The organism is uncultured Psychrosphaera sp. (assembly GCF_947500655.1).
GTDB lineage: Bacteria > Pseudomonadota > Gammaproteobacteria > Enterobacterales > Alteromonadaceae > Psychrosphaera.
This window is the reverse complement of the sequence record NZ_CANMSK010000001.1, coordinates 149,667-174,103: the sequence shown is the minus strand read 5'-3', so window position 1 is coordinate 174,103 and position 24,437 is coordinate 149,667. Positions and strand designations below refer to the sequence as shown.

Below are 24,437 nucleotides of genomic sequence, written 5' to 3'. Positions count from 1 at the left end.
GTTAATAAGATTTAATCACACGCAGATTTCACACAGCAATCCGACACAACTAAGAAAGACGCTAAAACATGATTGTATTAAAAGATATTTATCTGTTTCTAGAGGAAGCGCTAGGGATAGACCCTAAAACAATAAAACCAGGCTCTGATTTATTCGAGGATTTTGGTGTATTTGGTGACGATCTATTTGAGCTTATCGAGGTGTTTTCAGAAAACTATAGTGTGAATGTTGATGACTTTCTTTGGTACTTTCATTCTCCTGAAGAAGCTTCAAGTCTATTTAGAATGATCTTTTTGCCACCCAATAAACGTGTTTCCAGAATACCAATAACGCCGGATATGCTTGTGCAGTATGCTAATCAAAAATGTTGGGGGTTAGAATATCCAGCTCATGAGATACCCAACAGGCGATGGGATATTTTACTTTCACAGTTATTACTTATTACTCTCCTTATTGCTTTGCTTATTGCTCTCGTAGTGGTTGGTGTGTTTTGGTTAGGCTAGAACACTCGATAAATGTTAATATATCAGCCTATCGCAACAACATAATAATGGAAGATAAGAATGGAAGAAATTAAATGAGAGGAATATGGTTATTCTTATTCGTTGTCCCTTTTTTAATTGGTATTTTAATTGTTAACCTGTTTTTTTCTACTGAAAATATTCCTCTGGAACAGCAAGCGCAAAATGCAATCATGGCGGGTAATTACATTAAAGCTGAACGTGTTTATGAAGAGCTTATTGAGATTGCGCCGTTAAACATTGATTTTCACAGAGCTAGAATTCGCAGCCACTTTAACAGACCTAAAAAAATTGGCAAAGGTGCATACCGAGACGACCAAACAATAGCACTTCAATACGCAACATTTGCATCCACTAATCATGCGGAAACATCTGATATTGGTTATTATGGTATAGGCCATATGGAGGTTATAAAAGGTAATGATGACAAGGCGTTATTTCGTTATTTAAAAGTTAAAAACACTAATCTGCATTACTTAAATAACTCCATTGGCTATATATATTTAACTAAGAAATATTATGTTATCGCCGAAAGGTATTTTTTAAAAGAAATTGAAGCTCAAGGGAATCTATCTGGTGCATATTCCAATTTAGCCAGAGTTTATGAAGCCAGTGGACAAGAAGACAAATTAATAAAACTGTTGTCAAATACAGAAGCCAAACAATACATACCTGAGCGGGTAATACGCCATCACTTGTTTAAAAATGGCAGTTTAAAAGACTATTCGGCTTATGCGTTTTCGTTAGGGGACGTGACAACAACAGGCTTAGTTGGTGCGTTATTGATCTTAGCTTTTTGGATTGTATTTATCCTTTGGGTAGACGTTTACGAAACTGAAAAATTAAAGCATATCCTTTTTGCTTTATGTTTAGGTAGTGGTTTTTCTATGTTGGCAACTCCACTATATGATTTTTATTTTGTCACTTTAGGTTGGGAGTTAAATGGCAGTTATTTAAATGACTTACTTTATTCTATTTTTGCCATTGGTGTTATTGAAGAAACTATAAAAATCATTCCATTCTTAATTTTGCTCAGATTTACCAATATCATCAACGAATCTATGGATTACATTGTTTATGCTTCAGTATGCGCATTGGGCTTTGCTTTTATGGAAAACCTTATGTACTTCCACCAAGCCGGGTTAGACGACGTTTTAAGTAGGTCTGTTTCTGCAACTATCTTACATATGGCGCTAACGTCATTTATCGCTTACGGATTAATGTACGGAAAATATAAAGGCGATATAAATTATAGTGCCGGTTATTTTGTTTTTGCTTTTATAGCGGCTTGTTTTATTCATGGACTTTATGATTTTTGGTTATTGTCAGATGGCTGGGTAGGGGAATTAAAGTTTTTATCTTTAGGTATCTTATATATAGCAGTGCAGCGCTACGGGCGAGCTATTACTAATGCGCTTAATTATTCAGAGTTTAATACGAAAAAAGGCCAGTTGATCAGAAGCTCGGAGTTCTTAGCTTTGTCATTAAGCATTATCGCTGTGTATCAATATGCGGCGATTGGTTACAAGTTTGGTGCTGAAAATGCCAATATTAATTTGTTTATGATGATCCTGAATTCTGCTTTCTTGGTTTTTATACTTATTGAAGTACTTGGAGAGCTTAACGTTACCAAAGGCTATTGGATGAGTATTTTAAAGATTAAGTCGTATGAAAAAGTGGGCCGAATGTAAAGGTAACTTGAATGTTGGTAGTTCAGTATTAGAGGCATTTTTTTATTTTATCGTTTAGCCAAACCTTATGTGGACACGGAGATATGATGAGAATATTTTTGGTAGTTATTTTAATTTTGTATTTTACAATTGCATGCTCAAAGAAAAATCAAATGGTTATTGTCGAACTGAGTGCGCATTCTATAAAAGTCGAAGGTAACCTTGTTAACGATTTACTAAAATCGCTGAATTCATTACCTCAATGTGACTTAGCTCATATTGTCGTTGACCGGAATACCGAGCACAGTAAAGTCGTAGATGTGATGCAAGTAGTTCAAGAATCTAAGTGTGAAAATATATCTATACAAAGTATATAAAGTTACATCACAAGGTATCGTAAAGTCCGTTTACCCCATGCTTGGTAAGTAATTAAATAAGGAAGATGTTATGGAATGTCCACATTGTAATAAAAAGGTTGGCTTGTTCTCAAAAGCCTTAAATAAAATGGGTAAAGTAAAGTTATGCCCACATTGCTCAGGAGAGATTAAACTCTTTGTTGATTTTAAAGTCGCAGCAATTTTGCTTGTCCCGTTTGTTGTTTTGTCTTTATTTGTATTAAAACCTCTTATGATACAACTAGGCCTAAGTGGCAGCATAGCGACCGGTTTAGCAACAGGGATCGTAATTGCGTTATCAATGCGCCTTAAGAAAGGAAGTTAGCTTTTATCTGAGCGAATTTAATGCTTTGCTTTCACCTTGGTATTTAATAAATCTCTTTTTCCTGCGACTAACTCAACTACTTAAAACCTTTTTGTATATCTTTATTTGATAACCGTTGATGAAATTTAACTGTACTTTCGAAAATCGGATAGTCACGCAATATTTTCATATATAAACTGCTGATAAATTACTAAATTCTGCTGTAACGAAAAGTCGGTAAAAATAAAACGCTAGGTTAACACCTAGCGTTTTTATGTTGGAATTTTGTGTTTTGACTGTCTTATAAAGTATTTTTTTCTACATGGACCAAAGCAGCCTGTAGTGCTTCAGTTCTGCTTTTAAACTCATTTTTTTCTAAACGACTGTTTGATGATATTAACTTAAATATATTCAGTTTTTCTAGTCGCTGGCGTGTCTGAGTGTGTTCACATAACAATATCACTTCACATTTAGCATCTAGCGCATCTTTTATGGCATTTTCTAGTGCTAAACCAACGGTTACATCTATCATAGAAACGTCGGTTAAATCTAAGATCATAACTTGATATTCAGATATTCGTCTGTGTTGTCGTGATATTGCTTTAGATATACTGAATATCATTGGGCCTGAAAGATAAAAGAATAATACCTCCCCATTGGCTTTATCTAACAGCTGGCGTTCATTGTCAGTTAACGGTACGTCATTTTCATCGGCGTCACTAATCGCTTTAATTTTACGAGCCTGTTCTTTACTTAGTTTTTCAATAACAATAATGTTTGAAATAAATACACCTAGTCCAACAGCTGCAATTAAATCAACAAACACCGTTAGGAACATTACTCCATACATTATCACCATGCCTTGAAGACTGATTTTATGAGCGCGTTGTATAAAACTCCAATCTAAAATATTAAAGCCAACATAAACAGCAATACCCGCTAATACAGACATTGGAATTGGTTCGGTTAAACCGCCAGCAACAAGAACCACCAACGCGAGAACACCAGCGCGGACAATTCCAGATAGAGGCGACCTAGCGCCAACTTGGATATTAGTTACTGTGCCCATAGTCGCACCAGCTCCAGGAAGTGCGCCAAATAAACCTGAGATCATATTGGCTAAACCTTGACCTCTAAGCTCCTTATCAGAGTCGTGTTCTTTACGTGTAAGGGAATCGCCAATTACCGCTGTTAACAAAGTGTCAATACAACCTAATGTACCTAATACCAAAGCATCAATAACCATAATGGTAAACATATCAGCATTAAAGTGAGGAATAACGATTGATGGAAGACCTGCAGGAATTTCACCAATACGTCTGATGGTGTCGGTATCAAATAATATGATAGAGATAAGCGTAACAACCACCAAAGCAACTAACTGGGCAGGAACTAACTTTCTATATTTTTTGGGTAAATAAAATAATATACCTAAGGTAAGGGCACCTAAAAATAACTCACTAAATTTAAGATTTAACAAGGTATTTGGCAACGCTAATAAGGTGCCCATAACGCCACCTGATGGTGCCGAATGCCCTAAAAGTGGAGATAACTGCAAGATAATTAATATGACACCAATGCCGGACATAAAGCCAGATATAACGCTGTATGGCATTAAGGTTACATATTTTCCGAGTTTGAGCGTGCCAAGTAGAATTTGAAAAGCACCGGCCATCATAACCACGGTAAATGTCATCGCAATACCGGTTTCTGGATACTTTGCCATCATACTGGTTAATACAGCCGTCATAATAACGGTCATGGGTCCTGTTGGTTCAGAAATGAGAGTGGTGGAACCACCAAAAAGCGCAGCAAAAAGACCAACCATAATAGCGCCCCAAAGCCCAGCTTCAGCGCCAGCACCAGAAGCAACACCAAAGGCTAAAGCCAATGGCAAAGAGATAATTGCAGTTGTTACACCACCAAAAATATCACCTTTTAGGTCGACACTATCAAAACGACTATCAAACATAACACAAAAGCCCTAAATCAGAATGAGGAGACGAAGTTTGTTAACAGTCGAGAGTATATGGAAGATCTTTATTTAGTAAATAAGTTATTGATTGGTAAGAGGTGTTGGTCGCTCGTTTTTGTTTATTTGATAAACGTAAATTGATCGTTAACTAATTATAACAAATCAGAGTCTAATTAAGCTGTTCAAATCGACTAAGAAAATTGATTGTTAACCGTTAAGAAGTTAACAGCTAAAAAGTATTCTAAATTAATAGGTTAATTTAGGTAAGGTATCAGTTAATAATGCCTTACCTTTTCATTTTTAAATTACAGCATATTTTTTGTAAAAAAGAGTCGATTTCTTGTAGCATTTTCAAACGGGATGGATTGTCTAAAATACTATGACCAATACCTTTTAACTCCAAGTAACTAACCTCTTTATTGGCGTCTTCCATCTTATCAAAGAAATCTTCTGATTGGCTTAACGGTACCACTTTATCTCTAGTACCATGAATAATTAATACCGGAATTTTAATGTTTTCTACGTAATTTATCGGAGATATCTTTTGTAAAAAATCGTCTGACATTTTATTTTTATTGATAACCTCTTTCCAATAAGACAATATTTCACTATCACTACCATAATTGTCTTTTTCCTCATCTAACATTTCTTCAACGTCACTAACGCCATTGATTGATATTGCACATTTATATAAGTCAGGTGTATAAGTGGCTCCAGCTAATGCCGCATATCCGCCATAACTCCAACCAACAATACATACGTTATTATGATCTATAACCCCTTCATCAGATAACGCGGTAACTGCATCGGTAAGGTCATCTTGCATTTTTTGGCCCCATTCACCACGGCCTTTTAATATGTGATCAATACCAAACCCTTTTGAACCTCTGAATTGAGGCTGAATAACCACAAAGCCACGGTTAGCAAAATACTGTGCTAACCAATTGAATTCAATTCTATCATAGGATTCCGGGCCACCGTGGGGCATAATAATCGCAGGTAGATTTTTACCTGTGGTTTTATCTAGTGTAGGGTAGGTTAGAAGAGTTGGTATTGTTAATCCATCCCTTGCTTGATATGAATATTCTTTAATTGGGTAAACTTGCTCAGCTGCTATTGCCGAATATTGACTGGCTAAATAACTGAAACCACCATTTTCATATAACAGATAGGTGCCAGCTGCCATTTCACCTTCAAAACGAAAGATTATTTTTGACCAGTCTTCTGTTTTATCTTCTAAATAAAACACATTGTTTGGCATAGCTTGTTGAATTAATTGTAATTTTTTAGTTAATTTTTTATCGAAAAATTCATAACTAGGTTTAAAGCCTGAGTATCTCACTCCATATACGACTTTTTGAATATCGGTAAATACGTATTCTACATCTGCATCTTTTTTGGAAAATATTGCTTCTGAGATTGTTCCGTCAGTGAGGGATATGGTGTAATAATTTCGATGTCCGTTTTCACCTGTTACGGTCATAACTAAGCTTTTTTTATCCGGGGTTATCCCTGGGAAGTTCCGGTATCTAAATTTAGTTTCCTCAGAAAAAATATCAACCCATTCTCCATTCACTTGACTTTGAACTAGGTGTTTATCTGTTTTGTTATTGTAACGTTCACGAGCAATAACATTTCCTTTTGAGTCTACAAAAAAGTTAATAGTGTCGTGAGTACCTTTACGTAAGCTTCTAGGTTTTCGCTTTTTATCTAATGAAACTTGTGTTAATTCTAATTGAGGCTCATGGTGTTTAATTCCTTCATCGCCTATATAAGCTGGCATGTATGCAATGCTCTTATCTTCCGATATACCAGTAATATCACCTAAAGATGTTTGCCCAGTATAGATGCCATAACCTGGTGTTAGCAGTTGTCGAATTTCTTTGTCGGCAATGTTGAATATAAATGCAGAACTGACATGATGCATGCCTTTATATCCAGTAATATTTTTATATTGAGATGCTTTTAATATTATTTTTTCGTTATCAATAAAATAAGCAAGTTGAGGATCAATTGAAGACACATTAATTGCACCTTGAATTTTGCCTGTTTTGGCATCTTTGACGACAAAAACATCTTGTTTACCATTATTTGAACGATACGCAAGCTGACTTCCATCCGGTGATATTCGCATCATGCTAATTTCTGGTAATTTGCTATACGCATTTAGTGGTAACTGTTTGCCTGCTGCTTGAGTAGTAAAAGTAACGAGTGATAAAAGTAAAATGATGGAGGGTGAAATTGTGATGAATTTAAACACTGTTTTACTTCCTGTAATTATTATTTCGGATAAATATACTAAAAATAGATCCGCTGTCAACCAAATGATTTAACCAATTATTTTGGTTGGTATTACCATTTGCGAGTTATTTTTATACTAAAGGAGGTTGAAATAAGAACAGAGGTGGATGTGGTTAACGATTAATAAGTCTAAATTGATCATTAAAAATTCTGATAAACGGACAGCAGAATTCATACAAGGTTTTCAGAGGGCTTTTTTAGTAACTATCTTTTATTAACGCTAGTATTAATAATCTACTTTTTACAACATAGAGCTTAATAAGTACACAAGCATTCTTAATGCTAAATTGTGGTTAATATAACCACTTTGTGGTTTTTGTTCTTATGTAAAATAGACGTGAAATAGATTTTATCTTTATAAGTATTTGAAAAGTATATAAAATAAAATATGGCATCTCGGTTGCAATCTTATAAGTAACTTAACTAAGGGATGACCATTATGAACACACTTACACAAAAAATGACAAAAACACTAACTACAATCGTATTAACTTTATCAACTATCGGTATGGCAAACGCTGCCAGTAAAGTTGTAGCCGGAGATGATTATGTAACATCAAAAATTTGTGTTGCCGCTGCAGGTAAAAGTAAAATTCAATTACATAAAGTAATTAAAGAGTCGGGCTTAAGCAAAACATATATTGCTGAAAAGGTGACTTGTAATAACCAAAATATCGTTGCATTTGTGCAAGAGTTTGGTGATTCACCAGAAAAAATGAACAATGCGTTAACCAATGGTAAATATACGACTCAAGTTAACATTACTGACTTAGCGGCAAATTAGTGAAGTAAATAAGGCTAATAGAAAAGTCTTATAAGTAAAAATGTTTCTGGAATGTGGAGGAGGTGGCTTAGGCCACCTTTTTCATTGCCTTTCTATCTATGTTTACCTGTATAAAATAACCGCTATAAAAAAACAGACTTTCTATAATTACCTTCTAAAACAGATAAATAACAAGACAAAAATATTCATTTTACACAACTGATCGTTTTAATTTACATTGGATGCCTAGTTATATCCCTTTAGCTAAAGTGTAGCTAATTTGGTTTGTCCTTTCGTATATATAAGGCGTAGTAATGAGCTCAGAATTAACAAATTTTAACCGTAGAAAAATGTTAAAAACCCTAACTGCGGGGGCTGCTCTTACTTTAGCAGTTCCAAGTTTAAGCCAAGCTAAGTCTGGCTCTAAAACTAGTACGATTGAGTTACCAAGAATTCCACTACGTACAACACCTGAGATGTTGGCAAGTAATGAAGCGTTTTGGGTTAAAATTGCAAAGTTTTACGACAAAGCAAAAGGTATTGTTAATCTTGAACATGGTTATTGGGGAAAAATGGCTCGGCCAGTACAAGATACGTTTATTGAAAAAACAGAAATGGTTAACACACAACTGTCTTATTACGCTCGTAAAAATTATAAAATGGATGATAAATTAAATACAAAAAAAGTTGCTGAGGCGTTAGGTGTTACTGTTGAAGAAGTTGTTTTAACTCGCAATGCTACAGAAGCAGTACATAACTTAATCAGACAATACAAAGATTTAGGAGCAAATCAAACCGTACTTTATAGCGATATTGATTATCCTAGCTTTAAAGAAACAATGAAATGGTTAGCAGAATCCAGAAAAGTAAAACCAGTACACGTAATCCTTCCTCCACAGGCTAATCAACAACAAATTCTCGATTTATATATAGAAGCATTTGATAAAAATCCAAATTTAAAACTTATGTTATTAACCCATGTAAGTAACCAGCACGGTTTAACGCTTCCAGTTGCCAAAATATCAGAAGCGGCAAAACAACGCGGTATCGATGTTATTTGCGACTGTGCGCAATCTTGGGGCTTACTTGATTTTAAAATTACCGACTTAAACGTAGATTGGGCGGCGTTTAATTTACATAAGTGGATTGGTAGTCCTGTTGGTGTTGGTGCTTTGTATATGAAAAAAGGCTCGTTAGAAAAGGTGCTTCCTTACCCTGGAGAGTCAGATCCTGGTAATACTAAAATCAGCACACGAGTTCATACCGCAACTGTAAATTTTGCTGCAATTCTAACATTGCCTGCAGCTATCGACTTTCATCAGGCCATTGGTGGAGCCAATAAAGAAGCGCGTTTGCGTTATTTACGCTCTTTATGGGTGAGTGAAGCTGAAAAAATGCCACATATTGAAGTACTCGGAGGTTTAGATAAAGAGTCATCAACGGGAATGGGGGCGTTTAGGCTCGCTGGTAAAACTACATTAAAAGATGCGAAAAATTTACAACAGCGTTTAGAAAAAGAATTTGGCGTGTTCACTGTTGTGCGTGTCGGACTTGCAAGTGGTAGTTGTATTCGTATTACACCACAAGTATTTGTATCAAGTGATGAAGTTGGAAAGCTGGTAGCTGCGATGAAAAAGCTTGTTTAAATACCACAGTAAAAATCACAGTAAATAATTAAAACAAATAACTGCGCACATAAAGTTTGCGCAATATAACCTTTAAAGGAAATTCCATGAATAAATACCTATTAATAACGGCTTTATCAATTACTCTAATAACCGCTTTAGCGGCTTGTGCTAAAACAACAACACCAGAGCAACGCCTTACAGAAGCTGGTTTGGAATTACCAGAGCCTGTGAAACCAATTGCCAATTATGTAACATGGAGACGTTCGGGCAATACCTTGTACTTGTCTGGTCACGGCGCATGTGAAGGAAAAAGCGTATTAGGTAAGGTGGGTGATGATCTTAATGTTGAACAAGGATACCAAGCGGCTCAGTTAGTGGGCTTATGTGCGTTATCTACTATTAAACTGGCTGTTGGTGATTTATCTAAGGTAAAACAAGTATTAAAAATTACCGGCATGGTTAACGCAACACCGACATTTACCGATCATTCAAAAGTAATCAATGGCTTTTCAGACTTATTTGTAACTGCATTTGGTGACGACGGTAAAGCGGCTAGAGAAGCGGTTGGTATGAGTGGATTACCGGGGAATATGTCGGTTGAAATAAGCGCGATTATAGAACTTAAAGAGTAATGGCTAAATCTTATCTAGTTGTGAAATTAGCTACTTGTAAATTTGTATACTTACCTAAGTAACAGATAAATAAAAAGACCGAATTATCGGTCTTTTTTACTTTTAAGGTTTGTTGTTAAAACAAACTTAACATCTTATAAACGGTTTAGATGTACGGTTTATTTACCTACTTTTGCGTCATCTAATACTTTACGAATAAGATTTTCCTCTACCTTGTATTTAGCACGACTACCTTCTAATTCTTCTGGCATGGTTCTAAATAGTGAAAACCAAGAGGTGGTTGAGGTAATGGTAACTTCCTCAGTAATATCAACATTAGTGGTAGGATCTTTATAACTAACAACAAAATCTTCGTAATGATACATAGGTAATAACCCTAGCGTTATAATATTACCCAATCCTGTAATACGCTCTAAAAGCCAATTAATTTCATCAGTTTGTACCGAAAGGTTAGGAGCTGATAATTCACTTCCCTTTTGAGCTTGTACCGCTTGTAAACCGCGTTCTTTAAATACATTAGTAATCGTATTCAACCGTCCTTTATTTGAACATGTTGTTCTGGTTGTATTTACTCCTGCACTACTGGTGTAACAAGACTGGGCAGCATCTACATTTAACGGAAATACTTTTAAATCCTTTTTAGCGTACTTAACTTGAGGTGTATTAGGTTGTTTTAATAATTCTGGGTTGGAAATACTTCTATGAGTACAAGCCGAAAGAATTAATAGTAATAAAGGTAATGTGAATATTTTCATGGAATGTCCTTTTTATATAGTCATTGGTGTTTTTATCAGTCGAATAAATAGCTTAAACGACTACTGCATATGTTGTTTTTGTCGCTGTAATAACTTACCAGAACTGGTTGTTTGTTTTTTCTCGTGGGCATAAAGATTAAGAGTACTAAACGCGCCTTTTAATTGTGATGCGGTGTAATCCATCTCAATTTTTGGTAACACATCTTGATGTTTTTCAGGGAACAAGGCTTCAACCGACTGCGACATCAATTCATATAAGCGCTTAAGGTTAATTTTATGAGTTTGGCCCGTTGCATTAAATAACCAATTGGTGATGGCCATAAAGTCGTCAAAGGGCTTATCCGTTAACAGGTGAGTTAAGGTGTGTTTAAAACGGCCTGAATTACCTATCATATCCCAATAGCGGGCAAATCGATTGACCAACTGCATAGTGGCAAAATCAATTCGGTCGGTACTTAATATATTAAACGGCGGCAGTGGGTTAAAACGCAGGTCAAAGTTTTCTGTGTGCCTGATTATTGGGCTGCCTTTAAGGCGTTTTAAAATACCCATTTGAATTTCATGTGGCTGACAGGCATAAAGCTGGTCAAAGCTATCTTTAAAACTTTCAAAGGTTTCACCTGGCAAGCCAAAAATTAAATCAGCATGAAGATGCGCCGAAGTATTTTCTTTTAACCAAATTAAATTGTCTTTTGATTTTGGGTTGTTTTGCTTGCGACTAATATTGGTTTGCACTTCCTGATTAAAGGTTTGAATACCAATTTCAAACTGCAATGTATTTGCAGGGAACTGAGCCAACATCTCTTTTAATTTTCTAGGCAGGTGATCAGGCACAACTTCAAAATGTAGGTACAGATCATCGGTCATTCTATCCAAAAAAAACTGCATAATTTGAATGGAAGTATTAATGTCTAAATTAAAGGTTCTATCAATAAACTTAAAATTACGTGCGCCACGTTGATACAGCACTTCCATTTCTTGTAAAAAAACCGTTAGCTCATAAGGATTTGATTTTGTGTCTAAAGACGACAAACAAAACTCACATTTGAACGGGCAGCCACGAGATGCTTCTACATAAAGTAAACGATTCTTTAAGTCTTCATCGCTGTAATACTGGTAGGGCATTTCAAGATCTTTTAGATCGACAGGCTTAGACTTCATTATTTTGGTGTCAGGCGCGTTGTTATTAATAATATCTCTACAAAGCTCATAAAAGCTAATGTCAGCTTCACCCGTTAACACATAATCAGAGTCTTGAACGATGGCTTGAGACTCAGATTCATAACTTACTTCAGGGCCACCCAATACAACGATAACTTCTGGTGCGATAACCTTTAACAGACTAACCACATTAGTGGTTTCAACAATATTCCAGATATAAACCCCGAAGCCCACGATAGTTGGATTAGATGCCAATATTTGCTCAACAATATCAAGCGGGCGGGTTTGAATAACAAACTCTTTTATTTCACAACATGTTTGTAAGTCTTTTAAATTAGCGTACAGATAACGTAAACCTAAACTGGCATGGATATACTTTGAATTAAGCGTGGTTAGTAATATTTTGTCGGTATGTAACGTATTGATAACACCAGTGTTATCTACATTTACATCGGTACGCATAATTGTGAGTTGGTTATCGAATTGTTGAGTCGCCATTAAGGATCTTAAGTCTAGGTTGAATCTATGGGCGTAATAATACAGGAATCGCTGATTCTATTCAGCGTCTAATTTGTTTTTAGTTAACTGATATATTCAATCACAGTAGGACTAATCTTGTATTACGTTGAGCAAAGCTATTTTTCTGGATTCAAAAAGCCGATTAACGTTACATTAATCGGCTTTTTGTTATTTGATTCTTAGCGTCTATTTCTCAAGCATTTTCTTTTTCAAACGCGCTAAGTCTATGGCACTTGAGCGAACGGTGAGTTTGATATGGTCAAATTCATATTCTTCTTTTGTCACACTCATGCTGTTGCGAATTTCACCTACAATACCTTTGGCGGTATAAGGCACAATCACTTCTTCTTCAATCATGCCTTGTTCGGCAACCTTAACAATGTACTCATGCAGCTTAGCAACATCTTCTGGGTCACGGGCAGATGTTAACATGGCATCTGGAAACTCTACCATTAGCGCCGCTTGCTGCTCAGCGCTTAGTTGATCTGACTTGTTTAATATCAGTAATTTTTCACTTCCCTCAACACCAACTTCTTCTAATACTTCGTGTACGACATCAAGTTGTTTACGAAATGATGGATCGGAAGCATCAACCACATACAACAATAACGACGCATCGTGTGCTTCTGCTAAGGTTGAATGGAATGATGCAACCAAATCATGTGGTAGTTTTTTAATAAAACCTACTGTATCAGACACTAATATTCTTGGGTGCGTAATTGGAAATAGGGCACGTACCGTAGTATCAAGCGTAGCAAAAAGTTTGTTTTCACCTTCCACTTCACTTCCGGTAATGGCACGCATCATAGACGACTTGCCTGCATTGGTATAACCAACTAAGGCAACACAGAAATGCTCAGAACGTTGTGTACGTCTACCTTTCATTTCTTCTTGTACGCTTGCTAATTGGCGTTTTAGCTCAGCTAATTGATCACGAACATTACGGCGATTAAGCTCCAACGTCGTTTCACCAGCGCCTTTACCCATTTGATGTTCTTTATCGCCAGTAGAGGTTTCACGTAGTCTTGGTGCAACATAATTAAGACGGGCTATTTCAACTTGTAACTTAGCGGTTTTGGTACGAGCGTGACGGCTAAATATTTCAATAATAACGCCGGTACGGTCAAATACTTCTACACCTAATTGGTTTTCAACATTACGCAGTTGAGAAGGGCTTAAATCACAATCAAATACCACCACATCCGCACAAGCTAATGGCAGATTATCCGACGGTATCTCTGCGAAGTCTTGATCATAATCTAACTCGTCGTCTTCATCTTCAGCCGCTTCAATAATACCTTTGTTGCCAGTAAGTTGCGCAATTTCTGCCAGTTTACCTAAACCAAGTACATTTACTCGTTTAGTTGAGCTCTGATTTTGCGATTGAGTACCAACCACTTTAAAGCCTAACGTTGTCACCAAACGGGCAAGTTCAGCCAATGACTCTTCAGCCTCAGCGCCTCTAAATTCAGGTGTACGAACGGAAATTAATAAAGCGTTATTAAGTGATGGTTTTGCTGTTAACTGCATAAAGTCTTTTTATTAATGCACTATTTATTTAATTTTTAAAAAATAAAGAGCGCAAGCCTAATTTTTAATATGAATAAGGGTGCAAGCTTACGCTGTTATAGAGGAATAAGCATTAAAAGTTGTAAGTCATAATTTTAATTCTTTTCTCCGCTAGATCTTATTTCGCCCCTCGGCGAGTTACTTTTTTATAAACAGCTCAGAAAAATGTTTATACCAAGTTTTTTAACGCGGTAATAATATCTTCTGGCTCTGAACGTGTTCTGTAGTCCACGTCAACATAGCGCCAAGTTACGGTTCCTTTTTTATCAATAACGAATGTAGCGGGAATAGGCAGAATTGTGCTGCTGTCTTCACTGTCGTTAGTTATGTTATTAACGGCGTTAAGATCAAGTCCACGGTCTACTTTCATATGTTCAAGAAAGAAGTCTGGCACTTCCCATGCTACGCCGTATTGTGCAGCTACTTTTGAATCTTGATCTGACAATACATTAAACTCCATATTGTCTATTTCAGTGGTATCTAATGAGCCGTCAGGTACTTCTGGGCTAATAGCAACAAGTTGTGCGCCTAAACCATGGATATCAGTTAAACGAGCTTGCAAAGCTCTAAGTTGTAAGTTGCAGTACGGACACCAGCTACCACGATAAAAAGTAACCACAACAGGGCCTTTTGCTAATAAACTAGCTAAAGATACAGACCCACCTTTTTGATTTGGCAATACAAAGTCAGGTGCTTGTTGAGCAAGCTTAAGAGCGTTCTCTCCTTTTTTGAACTCAGCCTGTTCAGCCAGTAACTTGTCAACCATTGCCATAAACTCAGGTTTAGCTTTTCTACCACCTGCTACTTTTTCTTCAGTTTGTTGTTTTAACGTTTTCATATTTTTCCTTACACTTCAATTTCATTTGTTTAACTAGTACTAATTAAGTCGGTCATGGGTTTTACGGCTTGTTACCAACAAAATAACCGCAATAAGAGCAGAACAGACAGTACAACCAATAAATACATTTGTAATACCGCCAGGGATATATTCAATAAACGATGTTAAAAATTGCCCCGTAAACACCGCCATAGTGAAATACGACAAGTTACGACCACGAACATTCACTTCACTTAGCTCAACCGTCATGTGGTTTAATAGTGGAATAGTAAATCCAAATCCAATACCAATTAATACCGCGCCAAAAAACAAAAATGCAGTGCTAGCTTGTAAAAAGCATAAATAAGATACGCCATAAGCGATAAAGGCCAAAGCCAATGTCTTCTGCTCAGTCAGTAACTTAGTTACTTTAGGCATAAATCCAGCAGTAGCTACTGCAACTAGGGAAATAAAAGCTAACAATCTACCTATTTCAGCTTCATCAAATTGTTGCGCGTTCATGGTAATTGGTAGTGAAACGGTAGAAATAAAAAATATAGTCATGGCCAACGTAGAAACAATATAAACACTTTTAAGTGACATTTTTGTAGAGGTATTTGACCGGCCTTCAACTGCTTGCTCTGTGTTGGTATTAAGTGGGTGTTTAGGTGGTACAAACAGTAAAAGCATTGCTAAAAATAATCCAGCAATTAAATACAATATAAGCGGTAAACCCCAAAATAATGAAGCCAGTAATCCACCTAAAAATAAGAAGATAACACCGCCAAGTTCAACCGCCATACCTTGTTTTGCAATCATATTTAAACGTTCTTCACCGTGATACCACATGGAGATTAAAACCGTACTGCTTGCCATCACAATTGCGGTTATACCACCAAGCAAAAACCGATTAATGAATACAGGTGTTGGACCGTTCAAAAAATAAAGACTAGTGCCGAATAAGCCATATAAAAGTAATCCAATAATAAGTAATTTATATGCGCCATATTTATCTATTAATTTACCCGCTAAAGGGGCAAATACCACAGCGCCTAATGATGGTAGCGTGATCAAAAATACAGAGTTTTCTACAATGCCTAACCCGTCAGATATACTAACCAAACCTGGAGCGAGTAAGGTGCCTACCATAATGGTTAAACTGGAAATGCACAGGAGGGTAAAGCTACCAAAGGTTGTTAATGTATTCATTTTTATATCAAGTAAATAAAACATAAGCACAGGATACGGGTTATTAAGTCATAACAAAAATGTTAGTATTTAATTGAATCTATACAGATAATGTATGGCTATAAGCTGCACATATTAAAAGTGAGTAACTGATGGATATAAAAACGTTAAAAAGTTTTATCGCAGTAGCAAAGCATAAAAGCTTTTCACAAGCCGCGCGTGAGTTAAATACAGTACAGCCAGCAATTAGCCGACATATTTCTGCACTGGAATCCGAACTAGGCGTTAGCTTGTTTAACCGTAACTCCAGAGATGTGGCCATTACTCAAGCCGGTGAACAATTATTAAAAGATGCCAACGATATTTTAACCCTCACTGAGCAAGCCAAAACTCAAGTCAAACGCGCACAAAATGGTCAAGTGGGCACACTTAATATTGCTTATTTAAGCTCAGCTTGTTTAGCATTTATGGCGACTTTAATAAGTACTTATAAATCAAAATTTCCGCATGTTCACGTCACTTTATTTGAAATGACAGTTACCGAACAAATTGAAGCTCTTAAAAATGAACAAATAGACATCGCATTCTCACGGTTATTACCCAACTCAATTACCGACGAATTTACTAGCCACAATATTTACATAGATACACTCGTCGCCATTGTTAATCAAAACCATCCATTAGCCAGCAAAGAAAGCTTTGATTTAGCCCTATTAAAGAACGAACAATTTATTCTATTTAACCGCGATGAAGCACTCGGCCTATTTGACGAAACCATAACGCAATGCAAACAAGCAGGCTTTTCACCAAATATAATAAGCCAACCAAGACACATGCAAACATTAGTAACAGAAGTAGCTGCAGGATTAGGCGTAGCAATTGCCCCGTACTGCGTACGCAAGCTATACAGCAAAGGCTGCCACTTTATTAAATTACAAAACGTAACTACTCAAATTCCAGTACAAGTTCAATATAAAAAAAACAACAGCAGCGCAACGGTTAATGCGTTTGTTGAAATTGCCTTAGAGGCGAGGGAGGAGATTCAGAAGAGTATGAAAGCGTAGCTTTCGTTTTTTAGTTGGAACAGCTTAAAAAGAAGAAAAGCAGCTGTAAGCTATAAGTCGTAAGCGGTAAGTGAAAAAAGAGTAAAGCAAGAGCCGGGAGAACATTATGGTTCGCTTTTAGCTGATATTAAAGATTGGGATTTTAAAGGTGGGTGTCTCTCTTATTCATTTATTCGGTGTAAAGTTCGTAATGCTGTACTTCCATTGTATAAGCGGCGGTGGCCATATCATTTTGAATAACAGAGGTACTTAATATTCCAGATATCCAAAAAGGGTCATAAAGAGATTCTAGCGTTAAGCCTTTTGGGTAATTAACAAAAATGATTTGATTTGGCGGTGGTGGTGGCTGATGAATACAAGCGCCAAAATAGGGTACTAAAAAGAATTGGGTAACAGTTTCGTCTTCATTAAATTCTAACGGCACAATAAAGCCCGGGATCTTTATCGCTTGATTATCCATCTCTGGTACAACATTAGCAGATACAAGTGCTTGTTGGTAACGGTCGTCATTAGCAGCGCTAATTGCATTTTTAATTTGGTTTTCCATCTGATCTTCAATAGAGCCATCTTGTATATCTGCAAGATAATCAGGTGGATTTAGCAAGGCATCCAGATCATCTTTAGGCATTAAATTAATCCACTCTATGGTTTTATAATTAACTACAGATGTTTGCTTAACAGGCTTTTGAATATTGGAATTTTCAGTGTCATTTTTTTGAGGGCTGTCATTACTGATTGTTTCAGCCGTTTCAACAACTTGCGCTTGTTCATTCGTTTCTTTTTCAGAACTACAACCCGACAGTTGTAATGCCGTAACTCCAATAAGAACGCCAAAAGTAATGATTGTGAGTAATTTATACATATTAATACCGTTAAAAATGAATGCGGTTAAATGATATAGCATATCATTTTAAAAGCAAATAGCTTAAAAAAACAGAAAAGCAGTTGTGAGCGAAAAGCAGTCGTAAGTTTTAAGTCGTAAGCGGTAAGTAAAACCAAGATCAAAAGCATTGCTAATTTTATGGTTCGCTTTTAGCTGATAGTAAAGATAGGGATATTAAAAAATGACTATCTTTGGTATTCATATTTCTCGAAAACACATGATGGTAGAGTTAAATCTTATGGTAGATTAACTACTCTTTTTTATTATGTAGAGTAAAAATAAGGAAATAGAATGAGTAAAATATCAGCTGTTTTAATATGTATTGTGTTAACTGGAGTTAATGACTCGCTACACGCCTTTCCTGTGAAAGATGTAGAATTTACTCAGGATAAAACTCAAATACAAAGAGTGACAAACCAAAGTACTACAAATAAATGTGGTGATTTCCCCCTTGTTTCTAAAGATAGTCTTTTTGCTAAAATGCATGCTGACCTACCATTTTTATTTAACAAACCAATTTGTCTATATAGTTTGAGTGCTAAAAAAGTGGTTAATGTAAATAAGTTACAGGCTTATAAAAATGCAGTTCTAATTGCAAGTCGTTATGCAACTACGCTGAATAATATAGCTAGCCCAGTTGATCGTCTTAATTTTGTTAAAGCCTTTTTAAGTAGAGCAACAAAAAAGTATTTCATTACCGAAAGCTATTTAAAGGAAGATATATCAATTACACCAGATGCTAACTTAGTCGCAATAACAGTGTGGGGGAAAAATACCAGAGACAGACTTTCAGGTGAAATAATAAAACTATTAGATAAAACTGACATGCACACTAATGGAACTCAAAGTAGCCACATTGAAGAGCAAGAGTCACCACAGTTTACTGCTGAAAAAATTAAAAGCTTAGTTGATTATGTTTTAGATGAAGAAATGTAAAATTGCACCCTCGTTACTTGCTCAATCAATAACCTTAAATTGATCATTAAAAATTCTGATAAACGGACAGCGAAAAAGCTAAAAAAATAAAAGCAGTAGTAAGTTTTAAGTCGTAAGCGATAAGTAAAATAAAGATCAGGCAGGGCGAACCGTATGGTTCGCTTTTTTATTGGGTATAAAGATGGGTGGCTTTGTTATTTTGTTGTTATTTTGCTTTCTGTATAAATTGTAAAGCGATATGACAGGGACGATAAAAATTATTATTTAATTCAATTGATGGTAATTGAGTTTAAATGTATTGAATAGAATGAAAATTCTATTGTTTTTTCTTTTTTTCAGCCAAGTAATTTAATGATTTTTTTTTGTTCCTTTGCTTATAAGACCACTCAGTCATATTGAAAATGCTATATTTTTCAAATATTAAAGTTCTTAAGGTTATTGGGTTGCCTAATGACTTAAGTTTAACAGGAGTATATTTAATGAAAATATTTACTAAGCTTTTTGTCCTTAGCTCGTTAGCTTTGACGGGATGCTTTGGGGATTCAAATGATAATTCAAACGAGTTGACTGTCGGAGTTAGCACTTTTGCTTTTAATGATTTAGATACGGATTCGCCGGTTATGGTGAATCATAGTATTCCAGTTACATTTTCAATCTTTGTAACAACTTCACAGAGTGAAGTAATAACAGTCGATGTGCCAGTTTCATTTCGTTTTCAAGAAACTAATCCAACTGACCCTGATGATCCTCGTTTATGTGACTCTACTGCTATTGTCGTTGAAGTGGAAACGAATGGTGTGCCAGTTGAAGTAGTAGATAATATTTGGCCCGTTAGTGAATGTGAAGAAATGGGGGAAGAAGGTACTGAAGTAACCCTTGTTGCTATATTTTATGATGAAGAGGAGGAAATTGAATCTACTACAAATATTGAATTACCAACCTTAACATTAGCATCTGGCGGTGTTGATATTGTTTATGGTTTATCATCGGAAGACTCTGTAGCACTATTACCTTTTGTGGCTGAAGAAAATGGCGAAAAGCTTATACTTTCAGTCTCTTCATCTCTGCTTTATAACGGTGTTGACCCGTATTTTTCTTTAATTGATGAATCTGAAATACCAGATGACTTATATGATGATCTAGATTCTGATAGTGATATGAGTGTAGATGATCTTACTTTTGATCTTACAGATGAAGAGCTTGAAGCATTAGGTGATCTGCCAGGTACTGCAACACTTTCTTATAGTTTGATCCCAAATAATGACTCAACTGTTGAGCTTGAGTTAACCTTTGATCCGGAAGGTGACGGTAATATAACAAATACTCTTTCATTAACTAATTTGGACGTAGGTACTCCCAATAGCATTTACCATGATCTGTATTTAGAAGGAGATGCTTTATCTGCAGTTACCGACGGTGATTACGCTACAGAAACAAGCTTTACTGTACGAGGATGTATTTCTACAGACTTTAGCCAAGATGGAAATAACGATGCCGATGCTAATGATTGTTCTGACATTGATGTTGTTATGGTAAGAGAGAGTGAGCCAGAGACAGGTGCGACAGAAATCTCATTCAATCGTGAGAAAAGCCTTTCTGCTGGTAATAGTAAGATCAAGCTTGTTAATACGATAACAACTGAAAATAGCTTATCAAGAAATGGTGCTTTTAGCTTTAATGAGGCTGATGTATCTTTAGCGGGCAAAATAGGGCGTAATTATAGTGTAAGCATTGGTAATGCGTATGCTGAAGCTGAGGTAACAACACAACTTGCTTTTTATGATACTCAAGTATCTGTATTTGATGAGGTGCTATTTAGTGAATCAGATGAAGAAGAGCTCGGTTTCTTAGGTTTAGAAGAAGAATTTAGTGTTGAAAAAGAGCAGGAAGTCGCATCTTTAGCTTATGGTTTCGGACCTATAAAGCTTGGCTTTATCATATCTGTTGGTGGGCGAGTAGGCCTAACTATTGAAGATGCATTAGAGCTCATTAGTAATGAAGATGACTGCCAAGAGGTATTAGAGACTGAAAGTACAATCATTTTATGTGGCAGTATTGGCCGTACAGTAACACCAGGGTATAGCATGACAGCTAATATATATGGTGGTTTTAAAGGTCGAAATCTAAGGGCTGGTGTAGATGCTGAATTTACGGTGTTAGAAACAAATTACCCGTTAACGGCAAGACTAGCTTTTGGAACAACATTAGATTTAGATGATGGCGTAGGCTCAGAGTTTTTAGTAGTGGGTAATGTAAACTGGACTGCTGAAACAACATTAATAAGTGGTCAAGTTAAATTGGTTGGTTCAGTAAGAATATTTGGCCGTCGTCGTGGCAAATCTGTCACTGTATTTAGTTTTTCGAGTAAAACATATGATGTTACTTTGTTAAACAAAAGTATAGGCACAGCAATAAGTTTGCTATAGGAGACGTTATATTGAAACCGATTTATTGGTTTTCATTTATGGTTATGGTTGGCATTATCTTGCTGACCATAACAAAGGATGAGATAGCACCAAATCAATCACTACCTGAATTAGAAACTTTAGATTTAAACCAATTAGAAGCGATGATCTGCCAGTTTAAAACTGGTGAGAAACTTGCTTTTAAAGTGGAATCTACCGTCTCAGTGTTAACCGAAGTTGACCAGTTTTCAGGTGTAATGAGCTGGGAAGTAACAGAGCTTAAAAATGGAAGTGCTCATATCAGAGCTGCTTTTAGCGATGTAGTCTTTTCACAACAATTAACCCAACCAGAAGAACGAGCTGAATCACCGGAGGGGATGCCTTTTGTTTTACAAGTTAATCCTGATTGCAGTATTTCTAATCAAGGATTTTCTAAAGATTGGAGCATAGCAACTCGTACTTTAGTAACCACATTACTCAATAATTTTTCATTCACGTTACCATTAGCAAGCACACTACATTGGAAAGCATCTACTATTGATGGTCTAGGAAACTACGACGCTAGTTTCTCAGTACGATCGAATGACCCATTAACTATTTTACGAGAAAAAGTAAACCACGACTCATATGGTAATGGTGAATTCTTTGGGGTGAACGTTAAATTGGAAAACTCAGAGTCATTAGCAGTATTTGACTCAACATCTCCTCAATGGTGGCAGTCTGTTTCAGGTTATGAAAAAGTGTCTATTATCGTTCCAAAACAGCAAACTGTTATAATGGAGCAACGCTTTAGTTTAAAAAATATGTCTGCGCTATTTGTAACGATTCCTGATTTATCTTGGGAGAGTGCTGATTTTACGGATGTTACTAATACACCTAAAAAAAAGCCGTTAGAAAATAAATATAAGAGTTATGAAGAAGCTCAAGCAGTCTTTGATAATGCCATAAATGAGACGCCTGCTCGTTTTTATTATGCAGCACGTCAGTTGGCCGCTTGGTTAAAAGAGAACCCTGATGATGTAGAACGTGTCGTTTTAGAATTATTGGGAGATATGGATGATAATTCACGTCCAACTGCATTTTTTGCATTACAGTTATCTGGAACCGATGAAGCTCGTTCAGCATTAATGGAGCTAGTAGATCACTCATCATTATCCTTGGTAGATCAAGCTAGAGCCGCTTCTGCATTAGCCGATATAAGTAAACCAGCTCGTGATGCAGTTGATAAACTGTTGGAACGATCAAGTACAGCAGATATTGCAGGTAACGTGAGCCTTTTGAGCATTGGCAGTATGACAGCCCGTATTGATGATTCAGAACTTAAACAATACGTATTAGACTCATTACAAGAGCGTAGTAATAGCGTCACTAATAACTCCGAAGCTGTCACCATTATAGACGCTATGGGGAATTCAGCTGATCTTGCTTTTACTGAGACATTAGTTGACAAACTCAGTGGTGACTCCGTTGCTGTTCGTCGACATGCTGCTATGGCTATCTCCAAATTGCCAACAGAGCAGGCCGCCGATGCTCTATTAACACAGTTAGGCAATGAGGAGAATCCTCGAGTAACAACAACGCTATTTAAAGCATTGCAAAATACAGGTACCAATATGGATAAAGCCATACCCATATTAAGTGAACGGTTAACGTTAGATAATGATAAACAAAGAGTGGCTATTGTTGACTTATTGGGTAGTCAAAATACGGATACAGCGCGTAAATTATTAGCAGAGCAGTTTAAGCGTGAAACTAATGCTCGTATTCAGCAACGTATTGGTCGTTATGTACCAGCAGCTATGTTGAAATAATAAGTGTTGAAATGAGGTGTATTGAATGAGAGGGTGGTTGAACAGTATTATTTTTGTTTTGAGTGCTTGTGATGACAACACGGAAAACAAAGATAATGAAATTAGCCAAACGCTTATGGATTGGCAACCGATAAGTGAGTTACAACTATTAAATGGTTATACTGAGTCTCTCTCATTAAGCACTAGTGAAGATAGACAAACATTACGAGTGACATCAAATAGTGATACAGCCTCTTGTTTTCAAGTTAACTCTGCAATCAGTCAGTATAATCAAGAATTATCGTATTCGTTTAATACAGCCCAATGTGTAGATTGTCTGTGGCGTACTTCAGTTATTAGAAATTCAGGTTTGTTAGTACTAGAAGGTAACGCTGAACAGCTAGCAGCTATTAGTTTTGCTAGCGTTGATTGCACTACTTACTTGTCTAATGTTTCATCTGACGAACTAGTTGTTGAAAAACTTGAGACAGAATTACCAGCTCTTGCAGGGTTAAAGTTACGTTTTAATTTATCAGATAGTGTTGTAAATGATCTAGATGAAAATGATTGGGCAACACTTATATCAAATGAATTGAACTTATCTATTTTGATCACAAGTATGAATACTATTTCGGATGTAGATGTAGTTTTAGAAAACAGTTTAAGTAATGATGAATTAGAAAGTATCATTGCAACTTTACCTGATAAAGATGAAGGGGTTATTGATATTATTTATGGCCCATGTTTAGAAATTGACACATATTTTAGTATCGAACGCTTAGCTGGTTTTACACCAAGTATCCCCGGAGGCGCTGGAGATATGGACGCCGTATTTGTAGCTAGGCGTACCTGTGGTTCAAGAAATACCGAAACTGATGAACCTGCAACAGTTGCTAGGCTGATAGCGCATGAATTAGGACATTATCTAGGGTTAGCACATCCAGAGGAAGCGAATGGCACACTGGATGATTTAGACAGTACAACGACAAGCAATTTGATGCATAGAAACCCATTACTTGTTAGCTCTACAGGACTAACCGATGAGCAAGTTGAAAGGATAATGCAGCATCCATTTTTTCAAGATTTGTCTGAATGATAAATTGAATATTTTAAAAAACTAAATTTAGGATGGAGTAGAGATATAGGGTTCAATTTTTTAGC

Annotated in this window: 20 protein-coding genes; 12 read left to right on the top strand and 8 right to left on the bottom strand. The window is 36.2% G+C overall.

Going from position 1 to position 24,437, the window contains the following annotated elements:
- The first annotated feature begins 68 nt into the window (after positions 1 to 68).
- The 4 genes from Q0940_RS00770 (at position 69) to Q0940_RS00755 (ending at position 2,911) form a co-directional block, all read left to right on the top strand.
- Positions 69 to 503 (top strand): DUF1493 family protein, encoded by a 435-nt coding sequence (locus Q0940_RS00770; RefSeq protein ID WP_299262767.1) that lies wholly within the window; start codon positions 69 to 71, stop codon positions 501 to 503.
- 74 nt (positions 504 to 577) lie between these two features.
- Positions 578 to 2,212 carry a PrsW family intramembrane metalloprotease gene (locus Q0940_RS00765; protein ID WP_299262766.1) on the top strand — a complete coding sequence of 545 codons (1,635 nt, stop codon included), beginning with the start codon at positions 578 to 580 and terminating at the stop codon, positions 2,210 to 2,212.
- A gap of 152 nt (positions 2,213 to 2,364) precedes the next feature.
- Complete coding sequence (locus Q0940_RS00760; protein ID WP_299262764.1) at positions 2,365 to 2,568, top strand: hypothetical protein; 204 nt, start codon at positions 2,365 to 2,367, stop codon at positions 2,566 to 2,568.
- Between the two features lie 70 nt (positions 2,569 to 2,638).
- A complete protein-coding gene (locus Q0940_RS00755) occupies positions 2,639 to 2,911 on the top strand; it encodes a hypothetical protein (RefSeq protein WP_299262762.1) in 273 nt (90 codons plus the stop codon).
- Positions 2,912 to 3,191: 280 nt separating this feature from the next.
- Here Q0940_RS00755 and Q0940_RS00750 read toward each other — a convergent pair whose 3' ends face one another.
- On the bottom strand, positions 3,192 to 4,862 hold the full coding sequence (locus Q0940_RS00750; RefSeq protein WP_299262750.1) for a SulP family inorganic anion transporter: 1,671 nt from the start codon (positions 4,860 to 4,862) through the stop codon (positions 3,192 to 3,194).
- Between the two features lie 289 nt (positions 4,863 to 5,151).
- Positions 5,152 to 7,125 (bottom strand): prolyl oligopeptidase family serine peptidase, encoded by a 1,974-nt coding sequence (locus Q0940_RS00745; RefSeq protein ID WP_299262748.1) that lies wholly within the window; start codon positions 7,123 to 7,125, stop codon positions 5,152 to 5,154.
- A 480-nt stretch (positions 7,126 to 7,605) separates the two neighbouring features.
- On the opposite strand from Q0940_RS00745, the gene Q0940_RS00740 reads away from it, so the two are divergent.
- From Q0940_RS00740 to Q0940_RS00730, 3 genes are all read left to right on the top strand, one after another.
- Positions 7,606 to 7,950: a DUF3718 domain-containing protein gene (locus Q0940_RS00740; protein ID WP_299262746.1), complete on the top strand. Its 345-nt coding sequence runs from the start codon at positions 7,606 to 7,608 to the stop codon at positions 7,948 to 7,950.
- A gap of 293 nt (positions 7,951 to 8,243) precedes the next feature.
- Positions 8,244 to 9,575 carry an aminotransferase class V-fold PLP-dependent enzyme gene (locus Q0940_RS00735; protein WP_299262745.1) on the top strand — a complete coding sequence of 444 codons (1,332 nt, stop codon included), beginning with the start codon at positions 8,244 to 8,246 and terminating at the stop codon, positions 9,573 to 9,575.
- Positions 9,576 to 9,661: 86 nt separating this feature from the next.
- The gene (locus Q0940_RS00730; RefSeq protein ID WP_299262743.1) at positions 9,662 to 10,189 is read left to right on the top strand and encodes a RidA family protein; all 528 of its coding nucleotides are present in this window, start codon (positions 9,662 to 9,664) and stop codon (positions 10,187 to 10,189) included.
- Between the two features lie 158 nt (positions 10,190 to 10,347).
- On the opposite strand, the gene Q0940_RS00725 is transcribed toward Q0940_RS00730, so the two are convergent.
- The 5 genes from Q0940_RS00725 to Q0940_RS00705 all read right to left on the bottom strand — a co-directional run bounded on the left by Q0940_RS00725 (position 10,348) and on the right by Q0940_RS00705 (position 16,219).
- On the bottom strand, positions 10,348 to 10,944 hold the full coding sequence (locus Q0940_RS00725) for a hypothetical protein (RefSeq protein ID WP_299262741.1): 597 nt from the start codon (positions 10,942 to 10,944) through the stop codon (positions 10,348 to 10,350).
- 60 nt (positions 10,945 to 11,004) lie between these two features.
- Positions 11,005 to 12,603, bottom strand: coding sequence for a B12-binding domain-containing radical SAM protein (locus Q0940_RS00720; RefSeq protein ID WP_299262740.1), 1,599 nt, complete (start codon positions 12,601 to 12,603; stop codon positions 11,005 to 11,007).
- Between the two features lie 207 nt (positions 12,604 to 12,810).
- Entirely contained in the window at positions 12,811 to 14,154 is a 1,344-nt protein-coding gene (hflX, locus tag Q0940_RS00715; RefSeq protein ID WP_299262739.1) for a GTPase HflX, read from the bottom strand.
- Between the two features lie 208 nt (positions 14,155 to 14,362).
- The gene (locus Q0940_RS00710; protein WP_299262737.1) at positions 14,363 to 15,031 is read right to left on the bottom strand and encodes a peroxiredoxin-like family protein; all 669 of its coding nucleotides are present in this window, start codon (positions 15,029 to 15,031) and stop codon (positions 14,363 to 14,365) included.
- A gap of 39 nt (positions 15,032 to 15,070) precedes the next feature.
- The gene (locus tag Q0940_RS00705) at positions 15,071 to 16,219 is read right to left on the bottom strand and encodes an MFS transporter (protein ID WP_299262735.1); all 1,149 of its coding nucleotides are present in this window, start codon (positions 16,217 to 16,219) and stop codon (positions 15,071 to 15,073) included.
- 131 nt (positions 16,220 to 16,350) lie between these two features.
- Here Q0940_RS00705 and Q0940_RS00700 point away from each other — a divergent pair, with 131 nt between their 5' ends.
- Positions 16,351 to 17,262 (top strand): LysR family transcriptional regulator, encoded by a 912-nt coding sequence (locus tag Q0940_RS00700; protein ID WP_299262733.1) that lies wholly within the window; start codon positions 16,351 to 16,353, stop codon positions 17,260 to 17,262.
- A 169-nt stretch (positions 17,263 to 17,431) separates the two neighbouring features.
- Here the strand turns inward: Q0940_RS00700 and Q0940_RS00695 are convergent, their stop codons facing one another.
- Positions 17,432 to 18,124 (bottom strand): DUF3299 domain-containing protein, encoded by a 693-nt coding sequence (locus Q0940_RS00695; RefSeq protein ID WP_299262731.1) that lies wholly within the window; start codon positions 18,122 to 18,124, stop codon positions 17,432 to 17,434.
- 312 nt (positions 18,125 to 18,436) lie between these two features.
- Here Q0940_RS00695 and Q0940_RS00690 point away from each other — a divergent pair, with 312 nt between their 5' ends.
- From Q0940_RS00690 to Q0940_RS00675, 4 genes are all read left to right on the top strand, one after another.
- On the top strand, positions 18,437 to 19,081 hold the full coding sequence (locus Q0940_RS00690; RefSeq protein ID WP_299262729.1) for a hypothetical protein: 645 nt from the start codon (positions 18,437 to 18,439) through the stop codon (positions 19,079 to 19,081).
- A 479-nt stretch (positions 19,082 to 19,560) separates the two neighbouring features.
- Positions 19,561 to 21,507 carry a hypothetical protein gene (locus Q0940_RS00685; RefSeq protein WP_299262727.1) on the top strand — a complete coding sequence of 649 codons (1,947 nt, stop codon included), beginning with the start codon at positions 19,561 to 19,563 and terminating at the stop codon, positions 21,505 to 21,507.
- 11 nt (positions 21,508 to 21,518) lie between these two features.
- Positions 21,519 to 23,297 (top strand): HEAT repeat domain-containing protein, encoded by a 1,779-nt coding sequence (locus Q0940_RS00680; protein WP_299262725.1) that lies wholly within the window; start codon positions 21,519 to 21,521, stop codon positions 23,295 to 23,297.
- A gap of 25 nt (positions 23,298 to 23,322) precedes the next feature.
- On the top strand, positions 23,323 to 24,372 hold the full coding sequence (locus Q0940_RS00675; RefSeq protein ID WP_299262723.1) for a hypothetical protein: 1,050 nt from the start codon (positions 23,323 to 23,325) through the stop codon (positions 24,370 to 24,372).
- Positions 24,373 to 24,437: the final 65 nt, after the last annotated feature.

Bases quoted from the DNA above. Each gene is read 5' to 3' on its own strand.
- Q0940_RS00770 (WP_299262767.1), top strand. From the start codon at position 69: ATGATTGTATTAAAAGATATTTATCTGTTTCTAGAGGAAGCGCTAGGG.
- Q0940_RS00765 (WP_299262766.1), top strand. From the start codon at position 578: ATGAGAGGAATATGGTTATTCTTATTCGTTGTCCCTTTTTTAATTGGT.
- Q0940_RS00760 (WP_299262764.1), top strand. From the start codon at position 2,365: ATGGTTATTGTCGAACTGAGTGCGCATTCTATAAAAGTCGAAGGTAAC.
- Q0940_RS00755 (WP_299262762.1), top strand. From the start codon at position 2,639: ATGGAATGTCCACATTGTAATAAAAAGGTTGGCTTGTTCTCAAAAGCC.
- Q0940_RS00750 (WP_299262750.1), bottom strand. From the start codon at position 4,862: ATGTTTGATAGTCGTTTTGATAGTGTCGACCTAAAAGGTGATATTTTT.
- Q0940_RS00740 (WP_299262746.1), top strand. From the start codon at position 7,606: ATGAACACACTTACACAAAAAATGACAAAAACACTAACTACAATCGTA.
- Q0940_RS00735 (WP_299262745.1), top strand. From the start codon at position 8,244: ATGAGCTCAGAATTAACAAATTTTAACCGTAGAAAAATGTTAAAAACC.
- Q0940_RS00730 (WP_299262743.1), top strand. From the start codon at position 9,662: ATGAATAAATACCTATTAATAACGGCTTTATCAATTACTCTAATAACC.
- Q0940_RS00725 (WP_299262741.1), bottom strand. From the start codon at position 10,944: ATGAAAATATTCACATTACCTTTATTACTATTAATTCTTTCGGCTTGT.
- Q0940_RS00720 (WP_299262740.1), bottom strand. From the start codon at position 12,603: ATGGCGACTCAACAATTCGATAACCAACTCACAATTATGCGTACCGAT.
- hflX (WP_299262739.1), bottom strand. From the start codon at position 14,154: ATGCAGTTAACAGCAAAACCATCACTTAATAACGCTTTATTAATTTCC.
- Q0940_RS00710 (WP_299262737.1), bottom strand. From the start codon at position 15,031: ATGAAAACGTTAAAACAACAAACTGAAGAAAAAGTAGCAGGTGGTAGA.
- Q0940_RS00705 (WP_299262735.1), bottom strand. From the start codon at position 16,219: ATGAATACATTAACAACCTTTGGTAGCTTTACCCTCCTGTGCATTTCC.
- Q0940_RS00700 (WP_299262733.1), top strand. From the start codon at position 16,351: ATGGATATAAAAACGTTAAAAAGTTTTATCGCAGTAGCAAAGCATAAA.
- Q0940_RS00695 (WP_299262731.1), bottom strand. From the start codon at position 18,124: ATGTATAAATTACTCACAATCATTACTTTTGGCGTTCTTATTGGAGTT.
- Q0940_RS00690 (WP_299262729.1), top strand. From the start codon at position 18,437: ATGAGTAAAATATCAGCTGTTTTAATATGTATTGTGTTAACTGGAGTT.
- Q0940_RS00685 (WP_299262727.1), top strand. From the start codon at position 19,561: ATGAAAATATTTACTAAGCTTTTTGTCCTTAGCTCGTTAGCTTTGACG.
- Q0940_RS00675 (WP_299262723.1), top strand. From the start codon at position 23,323: ATGAGAGGGTGGTTGAACAGTATTATTTTTGTTTTGAGTGCTTGTGAT.